We start from the raw sequence: 14,377 nt of genomic DNA on the forward strand, positions 1-14,377 counted from the left end.
CTGGTCTGCGCTCTGGCGCAGCAAACACAATTGTTCGATGGAGGTTTTACATGCCATTTACATCAAGCGAAGCGACAGCGAAGAAGACCTTCTCCAAGATCATCATTAGCCTGGCATCGCCTGACATGATTCTGGCCCGCTCGCATGGCGAGGTAACGAAGCCGGAAACAATCAATTATCGTTCGTTCCGCCCAGAGAAAGATGGTCTCTTTTGCGAGAAAATTTTCGGGCCGGTACGCGATTGGGAATGCCATTGCGGTAAATACAAACGCATCCGGTACAAAGGGATCACGTGCGATCGGTGCGGCGTTGAAGTGACGCAGAAAAGTGTCCGGCGCGAGCGGATGGGCCATATCGCCCTTGCGGTACCTGTCGTGCATATCTGGTACTTCCGTTCACTCCCCAGCAAGATTGGGCATACGCTCGGGCTTTCGAGCAAAGAACTCGAAAAGATCATCTACTACGAATCATACGTCGTCATCAACCCGGGCACAACGGGAATTCAGAAGCAGGACCTGATCACCGAGGACCAGTACCTCGAGATCATGGCTTCGCTGCCCGAGAACAACCAGGACCTCGAAGATTCCGACCCGAAGAAGTTCATCGCCAAAATGGGCGGCGACGCGATCAAGGACCTGCTCCGCCGTGTCAACGTCGAGGAGCTCGGACTCGAATTGCGCACGGAAGTCAAGACCGAAACGTCAGTGCAGAAGAAGACGGAAGCCCTCAAGCGCCTGCGTGTGATCGAGGCATTCCGCAAGAGTGAGATCAACGCGCCGAACAAGCCCGACTGGATGGTGCTCGACGTCATTCCGGTTATCCCGCCTGAATTGCGCCCGTTGGTGCCGTTGGAAGGGGGGCGGTTCGCGACATCCGATCTGAATGATCTCTACCGCCGCGTCATTATCCGTAACAACCGTTTAAAGAGACTGATCGAGATCAAGGCTCCTGAAGTTATTCTTCGAAACGAGAAGAGAATGCTCCAGGAAGCTGTTGATTCGCTGCTCGACAACTCCCGTCGTGTGAACGCAGTCCGGAGCGACAACAACCGTGCGCTCAAATCCCTTTCCGATATGCTGAAGGGGAAGCAGGGCCGGTTCCGTCAAAACCTTCTCGGCAAGCGCGTCGATTACTCAGGCCGTTCGGTAATCGTCGTCGGACCGGAGTTGAAGCTTCACGAGTGCGGACTGCCGAAGGATATGGCAGTCGAGTTGTTCAAGCCACACATCATCCGCAAGCTCATCGAGCGCGGACTGGTGAAGACGGTAAAGAGCGCAAAAAAGATGGTCGACAAGAAGGGCCCGGAAGTCTGGGATATTCTTGACCATATCATCGATGGACATCCGGTGCTCCTCAACCGTGCTCCCACGCTGCACCGACTCGGCATCCAGGCGTTCCAGCCTGTGCTGGTGGAAGGCAAAGCCATTCGTATTCACCCGATGGTCTGCACCGCGTTCAACGCAGACTTCGACGGTGACCAGATGGCCGTGCACGTGCCGTTGTCGTACGAAGCGCAGACCGAAGCGCGCATTCTTATGCTGTCGAGCCATAATATCCTGTCTCCTGCAAGCGGCGCTCCAGTCGTCACGCCCACGCAAGACCAAGTGCTCGGCTGTTACTACCTGACAAAGTCTCGAGCCGGCGATCCCGGAGAGGCTATCACCTTCTTCTCGCCGCAGGAAGTGATCATTGCGTTCGACCAGAAGAAAATCGGGCTTCACGCACGCGTCAAGGTTCGCGTCGATGGTACGATCATCGAAACGACAACCGGCCGCGTGATCTTCAACCAGATTGTTCCGAAGGATGTCCCGTTCATCAACGAGCTCCTGAACAAAAAGCGTCTCGTTCAGATTATCGCCAACGTCTTCCGCCGATGCGGAAACCTCGTCACGGCAAAATTCCTCGACAACCTGAAAAGCCTCGGCTTCCAGTATGCGACGCAGGGCGGATTGTCCGTCTCCATCGGAGATGTGATCATCCCGCGTGAGAAATACGAGATGGTCGCAAAAGCCCAGAAGGACGTCGAAGGGGTCGAAAACCAGTACTATCGGGGCTTTATCACAAACGGCGAACGCTATAACAAGGTCATCGATATCTGGACCCGCGCGACGAGCAGAATTGCTGAAAAATTGTTCGATTCGTTGCAGCATTCCAAGGAAGGGTTCAACTCGCTCTATATGATGGTCGACTCGGGAGCCCGCGGTTCGAAAGAGCAGGTCCGTCAGCTCGCCGGTATGCGCGGTCTGATGGCAAAGCCGCAGAAGAGCATGTCGGGTGCGACAGGCGAATTGATCGAAAACCCGATCACTGCAAACTTCCGCGAGGGATTGTCGATTCTTGAGTACTTCATCTCCACGCACGGAGCTCGCAAAGGACTTGCCGACACCGCATTGAAGACGGCCGACGCAGGATACCTCACACGCCGTCTCATCGACGTTGCGCAGGATGCCATCATCGCCGAAGAAGATTGCGGTACAATCCGTGGGGTACTCACAGGAGCCCTGAAGGAAGGGGAGGACGTGAAGGAGCCGTTGGCCGAACGTATCCTCGGGCGCGTCTCTGTCCACGACGTCACCGACCCTCTGTCGGGCCAGATTATCGTCAAGACAGGCGAAGTGATTGACGAAGAAAAGGCGCAACGGATCTCCGAGACTTCTATCGAGCTCGTTGAAATCCGTTCGGCGTTGACCTGCTCTTCGCGTCGCGGGATTTGCGCGAATTGCTACGGCAGAGATCTTACCACAGGCAAGCTGGTTGAGCCTGGCACTGCCACTGGCGTTATCGCAGCGCAGTCCATTGGCGAGCCGGGCACACAGTTGACACTGCGTACATTCCACACCGGCGGCACCGCGAGTTTGATCGCAGCGCAATCGCAGATCGTTTCGAAATTCGAAGGCCGTGTGAAATATGAAGGCCTGAAGACGATCGAGGTAGATTCTGAAACAGGCAAGCATCTGATTGCCTCCGGTCGCAGCGGCGTCATCAACATCATCGATGATGACAATCGGGTGCTGACGAAGTACGACGTTCCCTATGGTTCGGTGATCATGATTCGCGACGGTGCGAGAGTCGCCAAAGCCGAGATGATCTACGAATGGGATCCGTACAACGCAGTAATCGTCTCGGAGCACAAAGGAACGTTGAAGTACATCGATCTGAAGGAGAACGTGACCTTCCGGGAAGAGCCGGATGAGCAAACTGGTCATATCCAGAAGGTCGTCATCGACAGCCGTGAGAAGAGTTTTATCCCGGCGATCACGGTCCTCAACGCGAAGGGGCAGAAACTCGCCAGCTATCCAATCCCGACCCGTGCACATCTTATCGTGGACGACGGCGAGGAGATCCACGCGGGCACGGTGCTTGTGAAGATCCCACGCGACATCGGCAAGACGCGCGATATCACGGGCGGTTTGCCTCGTGTCACTGAACTCTTCGAAGGCCGCCATCCGAACGATCCGGCGGTTGTCACTGAGATCGACGGTGTTGTCACGATTGGTCAGCCGAAACGCGGTGCGCGCGAAGTGTTTGTCCAGAGTCATGACACCAAGGACAAGCGGACATATCTCATCCCCCTTGGCAAGCACATTCTTGTTCAGGACAACGATGTCGTCCGTGCCGGCGAGCGTCTCTCAGCGGGAGCCATCGATCCTCACGATATTCTGAAGATCAAGGGTACGACCGCTGTCCAGGAATATCTCGTAAACGAAATCCAGGAAGTGTACCGGATGCAGGGTGTGAAAATCAACGACAAGCACATCGAAGTCATCGTTCGCATGATGATGCAGAAGGAGCGAATCGTGGATCCGGGTGATACGAAGTACCTGGAAGGAGACAACGTCGATAAATCACGTCTCCATGACGAGAACGACAGCCTGGTCGGAAAAGTGGTCGTCGTGAACAAGGGGGATTCGAAACTGAAGCTGGGGGCTTCAACGACCAAGAAGGCGGTCCGGGAGATCAACGCCGATATCCGGAAGAAGGCGAAAAAGGTTGTGGAAGTCCGAGATACAGAGCCGGCCACATCCGAGCCGATCCTGTTGGGTATCACGCAGGCGTCGTTGACGACGGACAGCTGGATCTCTGCAGCGTCATTCCAAGAAACGACAAAGGTCTTGACAGATGCCGCAATCGAAGGAAAAGTCGATAATTTGCTCGGATTGAAGGAAAATGTGATCATGGGTCACCTGATTCCAGCCGGAACAGGGCAGAAGAAATACCGCGATCTTTTCGTAGAGTCGCCTGAAGTCGTGGTGGCAGCGGTGGTCGAGGCCGTTGCGGCTCCAGGGGAGGTCGTTGAGGTCGAGGAGCCCAAGGAGCGGAAGAAGAGGGTGCGAATTGTCGCTCCGTAGGGATAGATTTTCTGCTGATCTGGAAGAAAGTGTTTGACAAAGTGTTCAAATAGTAGTACATTAAAAAGCTATTTTAATCAACTTTTTGCCTCAAGAGGAGTCGATCTGATTGCCAACAATTAATCAACTCGTTCGCAACAGCAGAGAAGCGGTACTGTGGAAAAGTAAATCCCCTGCGCTGCAGTCCAGCCCGCAAAAACGGGGCGTGTGCACAAGGGTTTATACGACAACTCCTAAGAAACCAAACTCAGCTCTCAGAAAAGTCGCTCGTGTCCGCCTGACCAATGGTATGGAGGTAACTGCCTACATCCCAGGTGAAGGCCATAATCTGCAAGAACACTCTATCGTTCTGATCAGAGGCGGCCGTGTCAAGGATCTCCCGGGTGTTCGCTACCACATTATTCGTGGGACGCTGGACACGCAGGGTGTGCAGGATCGGAAACAGGGGCGTTCAAAGTACGGAGCCAAAAAGCCGAAACAGGCTTAGGTCGCAGAGAACTGATGAGAAAGAAACGGTCAACAAAACGTATTGCGAATCCTGATCCGAAGTATCAGGATATTCTGGTTTCACGCTTCATCAATTCCTTGCTGAAGGGGGGCAAAAAGCACACTGCCCGGGGCATCCTCTACGGAGCCTTCGACCTCATCGAGGAGAAAACCAAGAATAAGCCTCTGGATGTTTTCAAGAAAGCGGTTAATAATGCGTCGCCCATGATCGAAGTGCGCGCACGCAGAGTCGGTGGTGCTACCTATCAAGTTCCCACAGAAGTTCGTCCCGAGCGACGAACCGCTCTTGCTATCCGCTGGTTGATTGGCTACTCCAAAGAACGCTCGGATACATCGATGGCTCAGAAACTAGCTTCCGAATTGATGGCTGCTGCTTCAGGTGAAGGCGGCGCAATCAAGAAGAAGGACGATGTCCATCGCATGGCGGAAGCCAACAAGGCTTTTGCCCACTTTAAGTGGTAATTTCGTACCGTTCGTTCTAAAATTTAATTCATACTGTCATCACATACCGCAGGGGGATTACTGCCCCCTCGGCTTAATGTAATTTTATGCCCCGCGAATACTCCTTAGAGAAGACCAGGAATATCGGCATCATGGCTCACATCGATGCCGGTAAGACCACCACAACGGAGCGCATCCTGTTTTATACAGGCGTGTTGCACCGTATGGGTGAAGTGCATGACGGCGCAGCGACGATGGATTGGATGGAGCAGGAGAAGGAAAGGGGCATCACGATTACAAGTGCTGCAACGACTTGTTTCTGGCGGAACCATCAAATCAATATTATTGATACGCCGGGACATGTCGATTTCACGATCGAAGTTGAACGCTCATTGCGCGTGCTCGATGGCGCTGTGGCGTTGTTCTGTTCCGTGGGCGGTGTGGAACCCCAATCGGAAACAGTCTGGCGCCAAGCCGACAAGTACGGCGTGCCGCGCATCGCTTTTGTCAACAAAATGGATCGCGCCGGGGCGGATTTCCTGAGTGTTGTCGATATGATGCGCTCGCGCCTCAAGGCGAACGCTATTCCCGTCCATATCCCTGTGGGAGAAGGCGAAATGTTCGCCGGTATCATCGACCTCATTACGATGAAGGCGAGGATGTATCACGAGGGGACACAGGGCGCCACGTGGGACGATATCGAAATCCCCGAGAAGCTGCGCCCGAAGGCGAACGAGTACCGCATCAAGATGCTGGAAGCGGTGGCGGATGAAGACGATACGCTCCTCGAGAAGTATCTGGAAGGGAAAGAGATTTCGCCGGCTGAGGTCAGAGACGTTCTCCGTCGAGCAACCTTGAAAGTCAGTATCATTCCGGTTTTGTGCGGCTCATCATTCAAGAACAAGGGTGTTCAGAACCTTCTGGACGCCATCATCGAGCTTCTTCCTGCGCCGGTCGATATCAACAATGGCGAAATCCACGGTCACCATCCCCACAGACGGGATGATGTGGTCCGAAAGGTGAGCGATCAGGAACAGTTCTCCGCGCTGGCGTTCAAGATCATGACTGATCCGTTCGTCGGCCGGCTGACATATTTCAGAGTATATTCGGGAACGATATCATCAGGTTCGTATGTGTATAACGTGACGAACGACAAGAAAGAGCGGATGTCCCGATTGCTGCGTATGCACGCCAACCACCGGGAAGAGGTTGACCAGGCGTTTGCGGGTGACATTGTCGCTGGCATAGGACTGAAGAGTACCCGGACCGGTGACACGCTGTCGAACGAAGACGATCCGGTGCTGCTGGAGAAGATGATATTCCCTGAACCCGTTATCGACGTGGCGATCGAGCCGAAGACAAAGGCCGATCAGGAAAAACTCGGCGAAGCGCTTCAGCGATTGGCAGAAGAAGATCCCACGTTTCGCGTTTCCTCCAACGAGGAGACCGGACAGACGATCATCAGCGGGATGGGAGAGCTCCATCTCGAAATTATCGTCGACCGCATGAAGCGTGAGTTCCGTGTCGAGGCAAACGTCGGAAAGCCGCAAGTCGCGTACAAGGAAACCATCACAAAGAAAATCGAAGCGGAAGGGAAGTTCGTTCGTCAGAGCGGTGGCCGCGGTCAATTCGGACATGTCTGGATTGAAATTGAGCCCAATGAAAAGGGGAAGGGCTTCGAGTTCGAGAACGACACCGTCGGCGGTTCGATACCGCGTGAGTATATCAAGCCGACTGAACAAGGAATTATGGAAGCGATGAAGAACGGAGTTCTTGCCGGCTATCCTGTAGAGGATGTGAAGGTGAGATTGTTCGACGGATCGTTCCACGCCGTGGACTCCTCAGAAATGGCTTTCAAGATCGCCGGTTCCATGGCGTTCAAAGAGGCGGCACGCAGAGCGGGCCCTGCCATTCTCGAGCCGATCATGGCAGTCGAAGTTGTCACGCCGGAAGAGTATCTGGGTGATGTGCTGGGTGACCTCAGTTCCCGTCGCGGAAAGATCGAAGGAATGACAAACCGCAAGGATGCCCAGGTGGTCAAGGCGGCGGTCCCCCTTTCGGAGATGTTCGGGTATGCGACGGTCGTTCGATCGATGACCCAGGGACGTGCGCTCTACACAATGCAATTCTCGCACTACGAGCAGGTTCCGAAATCGATCTCTGAACAGATCATCGAAAAAGTTCGAGGCAAAGAAGCAGCCACGGCGTAATGGGAAAACGAAAGTAATAGACCAAAGACACAACCAAAGGAGATCATCCACATGGCAAAGGAAAAATTTGATCGCAGTAAGCCACACGTAAACGTGGGGACGATCGGTCACGTTGACCATGGAAAGACGACCCTCACAGCGGCTATCACGATGGTGCTTGCGAAGCGTGGGTTGTCCACGATCCGCACGTTCGATTCGATCGACAACGCGCCTGAAGAGAAGGCCCGTGGTATTACAATCAACACGGCGCACGTCGAGTATTCGACAGCGAAGCGTCACTACGCACACGTCGACTGCCCGGGTCACGCTGACTATATCAAGAATATGATCACGGGCGCAGCCCAGATGGACGGCGCAATCGTGGTTGTTGCTGCAACGGATGGCCCGATGCCCCAGACTCGTGAACACATCCTTCTGGCTCACCAGGTCAACGTGCCGAAGATTGTCGTGTTCATGAACAAGGTTGACGCAGTGGACGATCCGGAGTTGCTGGATCTCGTCGAGCTCGAAATGCGCGACCTTCTGAAAAAGAACGATTTCCCCGGCGACGATATTCCGATTATTCGCGGTTCCGCATTGAAGGCAATGGAAGCTGCGCTTCGGCCCGATGTGAAGCCGGATGATCCGGCGTTCCAGTGCATCAATGAGCTGATGGATGCCGTCGACAGCTATATCCCGCTTCCGCTGCGCAACGTGGACAAGCCGTTCCTGATGCCGGTCGAAGACGTGTTCTCGATCACGGGCCGTGGAACTGTCGGTACCGGTCGTGTCGAACGCGGCAAAGCCAAGGTCGGCGACGAAGTCGAAGTGGTAGGATTCGGTGCGCACAAGAAGACGGTCATTACCGGTGCGGAAATGTTCCGCAAGGAGCTCGATGAAGTCACGGCGGGTGACAATGCCGGATTGCTTCTCCGCGGTGTTGAGAAGGACGAACTTGAGCGCGGAATGGTCATTGCAAAGACCGGTTCGATCACGCCTCACAAGAAATTCAATGCACAGGTCTACGTTCTGAAGAAAGACGAAGGTGGACGTCACACGCCGTTTATGAACGGTTACCGTCCCCAGTTCTACTTCCGGACGACGGACGTGACGGGTGTCGTCTCTCTCCCGGGCGGTATTGAGATGGTGATGCCGGGTGACAACGTGGACAACATGCTGGTTGAGCTTGTCTCCGACGTTGCTATGGAAGAGGGCCTCCGTTTCGCCATCCGCGAAGGCGGACGTACGGTGGGCGCAGGTGTCGTATCAAAAATCGTTGAGTAATCCTAGGGGTTCTGGCTTCTGGCCGGAACCCTTTCACTTTTTTCATTCTCGTAACTGAGGGAGGAATCTTCGTTGGCTGGTCAGAAGATTCGCATCAAGTTAAAGTCGTACGATCACAATCTGATCGATAAATCGGCTGAGAAGATCATCAAGACGGTCAAAGCAACCGGAGCCGTAGTGTCAGGTCCCATTCCGTTGCCCACGAAGCGGTCGCTGTACGTCGTGAACCGGTCTCCTCACGTTGACAAGAAATCGCGCGAGCAATTCGAAACGCGATCGCACAAACGTTTGATCGACATTCTCAACTCGACAAGCAAGACGGTGGATTCGTTGATGAAGCTGGAATTGCCTGCCGGCGTTGACGTAGAGATCAAAGTATAGTGTCGCTCGGTTGATCGGACGAAACCTTCACTTATTTCCATTTTGTAATGAGAGCCTTGCCCGGACACAATGCGTGGGCCGGCAAGGGGATGACTCAGGAGCAGAACAGTGAGCAGCATTCTCGGCAAGAAGATTGGAATGACAAGTATCTTTGATGACAACGGGCAGATGATTCCCTGCACCATCATCGAGGCCGGTCCGTGCTACGTCACGCAAGTCAGGACGAAGGACAGGGACGGGTATGAAGCTGTCCAGCTCGGCTTTGATGAAATCAAAGAGCGGCTTGTGAACAAGCCGTTGAAAGGGCACTTCAAGAAGAGCGGCGTGAAACCGCTGCGCCTCATCTCGGAGTTCCGCATTTTCAACGGGACGCAGTTTCAGATCGGGCAGGAAGTCCGCGTAGATTCCTTCACGCAGGGCGACGTTGTCGATGTCGTCGGGCGATCGAAGGGACGGGGCTTTCAGGGTGTCGTGAAGCGGCATCACTTCAGCGGCGTCGGTATGACCACGCACGGTCAGTCCGACCGCGTGCGCGCGCCCGGATCCATCGGCGCAAGCTCGTATCCTTCGCGCGTCATGAAGGGACGACGCATGGCAGGCCGGATGGGCGGGGAGCGGGTGACTGTGAAAAACCTCACAGTGCTTAAGGTGATCGCCGAATCAAACATCCTGATCGTGAAGGGGTCCGTCCCCGGAGCCATCAATAGCTATCTCGAAATCGTAAAACAGAGCTGACACGTAGTGCTCGGGAAGAAAACTCATGGAGTTAGAAGTCTATAAAAAAGACGGCACAAAGAGCGGCGAAACAGTGACGCTCGCGCCCGAAGTATTTGAGATCACGCCGAATGACCATGCCATCTACCAGGCGGTCCGTTCTATCCAGGCAAACAAGCGCCAGGGAACGCACAAGGTCAAAGGTCGCAGCGAGGTGAGCGGGGGCGGCAAGAAGCCCTTCAAGCAGAAGAAGACCGGCCGTGCGCGTTCGGGATCGTCGCGATCCGGAGTGTGGGTCGGCGGCGGTTCGATCTTCGGGCCCAAGCCCCACGATTATGTGATAAAACTGTCGGCGAAAGTCCGTGCGCTCGCCAGAAGGTCCGCTCTCAGTTACAAGGCGAAAGACAATTCGATCGTCGTCGTGGAAGACTTCAGCCTTGAAGCGCCGAAGACGAAAGAGTTGATGATTGTGCTGAAGGCGCTGTCGATCTATGGCAAGAAGACGCTGTTGCTGACCACGAAGAACGAAGAAGGCATTTATAAGTCCGGCCGCAACATCCCGTCGATCAATGTGCGGGAAGCCGGCAAGGCATCGACGTACGACATCCTCGACACACAGGTGCTGCTGATTCAGAAGAGCGCCGTCGAAGTTCTCCAGAAATCGTTGACGAACTAGGCTAGGGCTATGACTGGAATTTTGAAGCGACCGATCGTCACAGAAAAAATCACAGGGCTGCAGGAAAAGCGGCAGTTCTCCTTCGAAGTATCGCTCGATGCGAACAAGATACAGATCGCACAGGCGGTCGAGAAGAAATTCAAGGTGACCGTGACAAGCGTCCGGACCATGACCGTGAAGGGGAAGCGCAAGACGCAGTTGACGCGGCGGGGTCGGTTTGAAGGACGCAAGAACACCTGGAAAAAGGCGATTGTCACCCTCAAAGAGGGCGATAAGATCGATTACTTTGAAAATGTTTGATTGACCGAAGAGCGGGTATCCTATGGCAATTCGAAAACTACGGCCGATGACCCCAGCGACGAGATTCTATTCGATCTCGACGTTCGAGGAAATCACAAAGACCACACCAGAGAAGTCGTTGCTCAAGCCGATCAAAAAATCGGGGGGCAGGAACAACGATGGCCGCATCACCTCGCGCCATCGCGGCGGCGGACACAAGCGCATGTACCGCATGGTCGATTTCAAACGCGAACGCCACGGTGTCGAAGCAAAGGTCACGGCGATCGAATACGATCCGAATCGTTCGGCACGCATCGCACTCCTCCAGTACATCGACGGCGAGCGGCGCTATATTCTCGCTCCTGACGGACTGAAGGTCGGGCAAAAGGTGGTTTCGGGGCCTGGCGTTGAAGTCACGCTCGGGAACTCCATGCCGTTGATTGAGATCCCCGCGGGCACGTTTGTGCACAACGTTGAGATCAAGCCGGGGAAGGGTGGGCAACTTGGCCGGAGCGCGGGAAACTCGCTTCAGCTGATGGCGAAGGAAGGCGATTTTGTGACGCTGAAACTCCCTTCGGGCGAAGTTCGCAAGATCCCCGCGATTTGTTATGGAACGATCGGAGTTGTAGGAAACACGGATCACGAGAACATCAGCCTTGGCAAAGCGGGACGCTCCCGCTGGCTGGGCATCCGGCCGCAGTCACGCGGTATGGCGATGAACCCGGTCGATCATCCGATGGGTGGCGGCGAAGGCCGGTCGAAGAGCGGTGGCGGCGGTCAGCATCCCGAATCGCCCTGGGGCAAATACGCGAAGGGTTTGAAAACGCGCAAACGGAAAAATCAATCCAATCGCTACATTGTGAAACGCCGCAAGTAAGAGAGTCTCACACTTTATAACAGAAGAAGAGCACAATGAGTCGTTCACTGAAAAAAGGTCCATACGTCGACCCAAAACTGGGGCAGAAAGTCGAAGCCCTGAATAAGTCGAACCAGAAGAAAGTCATAAAGACCTGGGCGCGGTCGTCCACCATCACTCCTGATTTCGTTGGACACACGTTTGCCGTTCACAACGGCAACAAGTTTATTCCGGTGTACATCCAGGAAGCAATGGTTGGCCACAAGCTCGGTGAGTTTGCACCCACGCGGATGTTCCGTGGTCACCCTGGTCTGAAATCTGAGAAAACTACATCGGCTGCCTAGAGTCATAGTGAGGATTTTGCATGGAAGCTCAAGCGATTAATCGATTTGTTGGTACGTCACCGAGAAAGATGATGATTGTCATCGACCTCATTCGCGGCCGCGGGGTCGAGGATGCATTGACGATTCTTCATTTTTCCCCCAAGCACGCGTCCAGGACCGCAGAGAAAGTATTGCGGTCGGCAATCTCGAACCTGCAGAGCAAAGACGAAGCGGGGCGTGTGGACACGGCGACAATGTTCGTCAAGGCAGTGTTTGTCGACGGCGGACCGATGGTGAAGCGCATCTCCCCGGCACCGATGGGGCGCGCGTTTCGCATCCGGAAGCGTTCGCATCACCTGACAATTGTCGTTGCTACCCGTGCAGCCAAGGCGAAAGCGAAAGCGGCGGCTCCGAAGGCAGCAGCGGAAGAGACGGCGCCGAAGGCGAAGAAGAAAGAATCGAAAGCAACGAAACAGGAACCGAAGTCAGAATCAAAGGCAAGTTAAGAGGAGGATCTCTTGGGTCAGAAAACGCATCCGATTGGATTTCGTCTCGGCATTACCAAGCTGTGGGATTCAAACTGGTATGACGAGAAAGGGTTCGCAGGAAAGCTACAGGAGGATTTGATGGTCCGGAACTACGTCCGGAACCGCCTCAAGAAAGCTGGAATATCCCGAATTCTGATCGATCGGACGCCAAAGCGCGCTGTGATTACTATTCACACGTCGCGCCCCGGTATCGTAATCGGAAAGAGCGGGAAGGAAATTGCCCAGCTCGAGGAAGAGCTCAAAAAGGTTACCTCGAAGGACGTCAAGATTCTCATCCATGAAATCAAACGGCCGGAACTCGATGCGCAGCTTGTCGCGGAAGCCATCGCTTCGCAGATCGAAGGGAGAATCTCCTTCCGACGTGCGATGAAGCAGTCGATCACTGCCGCGATGCGCATGGGCGCTGAGGGGATCCGCGTCATGTGCGGTGGGCGATTGGGCGGGGCTGAAATTGCGCGGCGTGAACAGTATAAGGAAGGCCGCATCCCGTTGCACACCATCCGTGCCGACATCGATTATGCGACAGCGACCTCCCGGACGATCTACGGTGCGATCGGGATCAAAGTCTGGATCTGCAAGGGCGAGATCCTTGGCCCGGTGAACCGCTAAAAAGGAGTGTTTGACGTATGTTGATGCCAAAGAGAGTGAAATTCAGAAAAACCCAGCGCGGCCGCATGCGGGGCAAGGCCACGCGCGGAGCGCAGGTCGCCTTCGGAGATTTCGGTCTCAAAGCGTTGGAGCCGGCATGGATCACGCAGCGACAGATCGAAGCCACCCGTGTCGCGTTGACCCGGATGATGAAGCGCGAGGGCAAAGTGTGGATCCGGATTTTTCCGGACAAACCGGTGACGAAGAAGCCTGCTGAGACCCGTATGGGAAGCGGCAAAGGTGTTCCGGAGTTCTGGGTTGCCGTTGTGAAACCGGGCCGCGTCATGTTCGAGCTTGGCGGTGTCACGCGGGAATTGGCCGCGGAAGCGTTCAAGCTGGCGTCCCATAAGCTTCCCATCAAGGTGAAGCTGGTCACGCGGGTCGATTACGAAGCCCAATAATTCTACGAGGCAAAGGAGTTTCGATGAAAGCGTTTGAATTACGTGAACTCTCCGACACGGAGCTGATCAAGAGGATCCAGGAAGAAGAAGAAAGTCTTGCGAATCTTCGTTTTCAGAAGGTAATCAGCCAGCTGGAGAATCCGATGAAGCTTCGGTTGACGAGAAAAGACATTGCGCGGATGAAGAGTATTCTCCGCGAGCGTCAATTGAAGAAACCTGAGCCACAGACCGATCAATCTGCTAATCAGAAGAAGGCGTAAGGAATGAGCACTGCCGAGACAACAGCCCCCGCACGACGCAATCGCCGCAAAGTACGCGTCGGCAAGGTCATCAGCAACAAGATGCAAAAGAGCATTGTGATATCTCTCGAACGAAAGGTGCCGCATCCGCTGTACAAGAAGTACTACAAGCAGACGTCGACTCTGATGGCGCACGACGAGAAACGGGAAGCCGGTATCGGAGACACCGTGAAAATCATGGAGACCAGGCCGATAAGCAAGCAGAAACGATGGCGGTTGGTCGAAGTGGTAGAAAAAGCAAAGTAAGTGGCTGTTCCTGAACACGACGAGCATTACGAGGAGTAACCCATGATCCAGGAAGAAACGAATCTTGTAGTCGCAGACAACTCCGGTGCAAAGAAAGTACGGTGCATCCGGGTTCTTGGCGGGCACGACAGGCGCTATGCGTCATTGGGCGACCTGATTGTTGTAGCGGTCAAGAGTGCCATTCCTGGTGCCCCCGTGAAGAAAGGGGAGGTCTCCCGCGCGGTCGTGGTTCGCAC

At 54.6% G+C, this 14,377-nt stretch carries 17 protein-coding genes; all 17 read left to right on the forward strand.

What is annotated here, in order from left to right; genetic code table 11:
• Positions 1 to 50 precede the first annotated feature (50 nt).
• On the forward strand, positions 51 to 4,349 hold the full coding sequence (rpoC, locus tag NTU47_06790; GenBank protein ID MCX6133502.1) for a DNA-directed RNA polymerase subunit beta': 4,299 nt from the start codon (positions 51 to 53) through the stop codon (positions 4,347 to 4,349).
• Positions 4,350 to 4,458: 109 nt separating this feature from the next.
• Positions 4,459 to 4,836: a 30S ribosomal protein S12 gene (rpsL, locus tag NTU47_06795; GenBank protein MCX6133503.1), complete on the forward strand. Its 378-nt coding sequence runs from the start codon at positions 4,459 to 4,461 to the stop codon at positions 4,834 to 4,836.
• A gap of 14 nt (positions 4,837 to 4,850) precedes the next feature.
• Positions 4,851 to 5,318 (forward strand): 30S ribosomal protein S7, encoded by a 468-nt coding sequence (rpsG, locus tag NTU47_06800; protein MCX6133504.1) that lies wholly within the window; start codon positions 4,851 to 4,853, stop codon positions 5,316 to 5,318.
• An 86-nt stretch (positions 5,319 to 5,404) separates the two neighbouring features.
• Positions 5,405 to 7,507, forward strand: coding sequence for an elongation factor G (gene fusA / locus NTU47_06805; GenBank protein ID MCX6133505.1), 2,103 nt, complete (start codon positions 5,405 to 5,407; stop codon positions 7,505 to 7,507).
• Between the two features lie 51 nt (positions 7,508 to 7,558).
• Entirely contained in the window at positions 7,559 to 8,770 is a 1,212-nt protein-coding gene (tuf, locus tag NTU47_06810) for an elongation factor Tu (protein ID MCX6133506.1), read from the forward strand.
• Between the two features lie 72 nt (positions 8,771 to 8,842).
• A complete protein-coding gene (gene rpsJ / locus NTU47_06815; GenBank protein ID MCX6133507.1) occupies positions 8,843 to 9,151 on the forward strand; it encodes a 30S ribosomal protein S10 in 309 nt (102 codons plus the stop codon).
• Positions 9,152 to 9,259: 108 nt separating this feature from the next.
• Positions 9,260 to 9,886, forward strand: coding sequence for a 50S ribosomal protein L3 (gene rplC / locus NTU47_06820; protein MCX6133508.1), 627 nt, complete (start codon positions 9,260 to 9,262; stop codon positions 9,884 to 9,886).
• Between the two features lie 25 nt (positions 9,887 to 9,911).
• Positions 9,912 to 10,541, forward strand: a complete 630-nt coding sequence (rplD, locus tag NTU47_06825; protein MCX6133509.1) for a 50S ribosomal protein L4 — start codon at positions 9,912 to 9,914, stop codon at positions 10,539 to 10,541.
• Positions 10,542 to 10,550: 9 nt separating this feature from the next.
• Complete coding sequence (gene rplW / locus NTU47_06830; protein ID MCX6133510.1) at positions 10,551 to 10,841, forward strand: 50S ribosomal protein L23; 291 nt, start codon at positions 10,551 to 10,553, stop codon at positions 10,839 to 10,841.
• A gap of 22 nt (positions 10,842 to 10,863) precedes the next feature.
• Positions 10,864 to 11,697 (forward strand): 50S ribosomal protein L2, encoded by an 834-nt coding sequence (gene rplB, locus NTU47_06835; GenBank protein ID MCX6133511.1) that lies wholly within the window; start codon positions 10,864 to 10,866, stop codon positions 11,695 to 11,697.
• A gap of 35 nt (positions 11,698 to 11,732) precedes the next feature.
• Positions 11,733 to 12,020: a 30S ribosomal protein S19 gene (gene rpsS, locus NTU47_06840; GenBank protein MCX6133512.1), complete on the forward strand. Its 288-nt coding sequence runs from the start codon at positions 11,733 to 11,735 to the stop codon at positions 12,018 to 12,020.
• 20 nt (positions 12,021 to 12,040) lie between these two features.
• Entirely contained in the window at positions 12,041 to 12,505 is a 465-nt protein-coding gene (rplV, locus tag NTU47_06845; GenBank protein ID MCX6133513.1) for a 50S ribosomal protein L22, read from the forward strand.
• Between the two features lie 12 nt (positions 12,506 to 12,517).
• Positions 12,518 to 13,156 carry a 30S ribosomal protein S3 gene (rpsC, locus tag NTU47_06850; protein ID MCX6133514.1) on the forward strand — a complete coding sequence of 213 codons (639 nt, stop codon included), beginning with the start codon at positions 12,518 to 12,520 and terminating at the stop codon, positions 13,154 to 13,156.
• A 17-nt stretch (positions 13,157 to 13,173) separates the two neighbouring features.
• Positions 13,174 to 13,596, forward strand: a complete 423-nt coding sequence (gene rplP, locus NTU47_06855) for a 50S ribosomal protein L16 (GenBank protein MCX6133515.1) — start codon at positions 13,174 to 13,176, stop codon at positions 13,594 to 13,596.
• Between the two features lie 23 nt (positions 13,597 to 13,619).
• Positions 13,620 to 13,856, forward strand: a complete 237-nt coding sequence (gene rpmC / locus NTU47_06860) for a 50S ribosomal protein L29 (GenBank protein MCX6133516.1) — start codon at positions 13,620 to 13,622, stop codon at positions 13,854 to 13,856.
• A gap of 3 nt (positions 13,857 to 13,859) precedes the next feature.
• Positions 13,860 to 14,141, forward strand: a complete 282-nt coding sequence (gene rpsQ, locus NTU47_06865) for a 30S ribosomal protein S17 (GenBank protein ID MCX6133517.1) — start codon at positions 13,860 to 13,862, stop codon at positions 14,139 to 14,141.
• 42 nt (positions 14,142 to 14,183) lie between these two features.
• Positions 14,184 to 14,377: uL14 family ribosomal protein (locus NTU47_06870; protein MCX6133518.1), on the forward strand; the 194-nt coding region annotated here is incomplete at its 3' end.

The organism is Ignavibacteriales bacterium, from assembly GCA_026390595.1.
Taxonomy (GTDB): Bacteria; Bacteroidota; Ignavibacteria; order UBA10030; family UBA10030; genus UBA9647.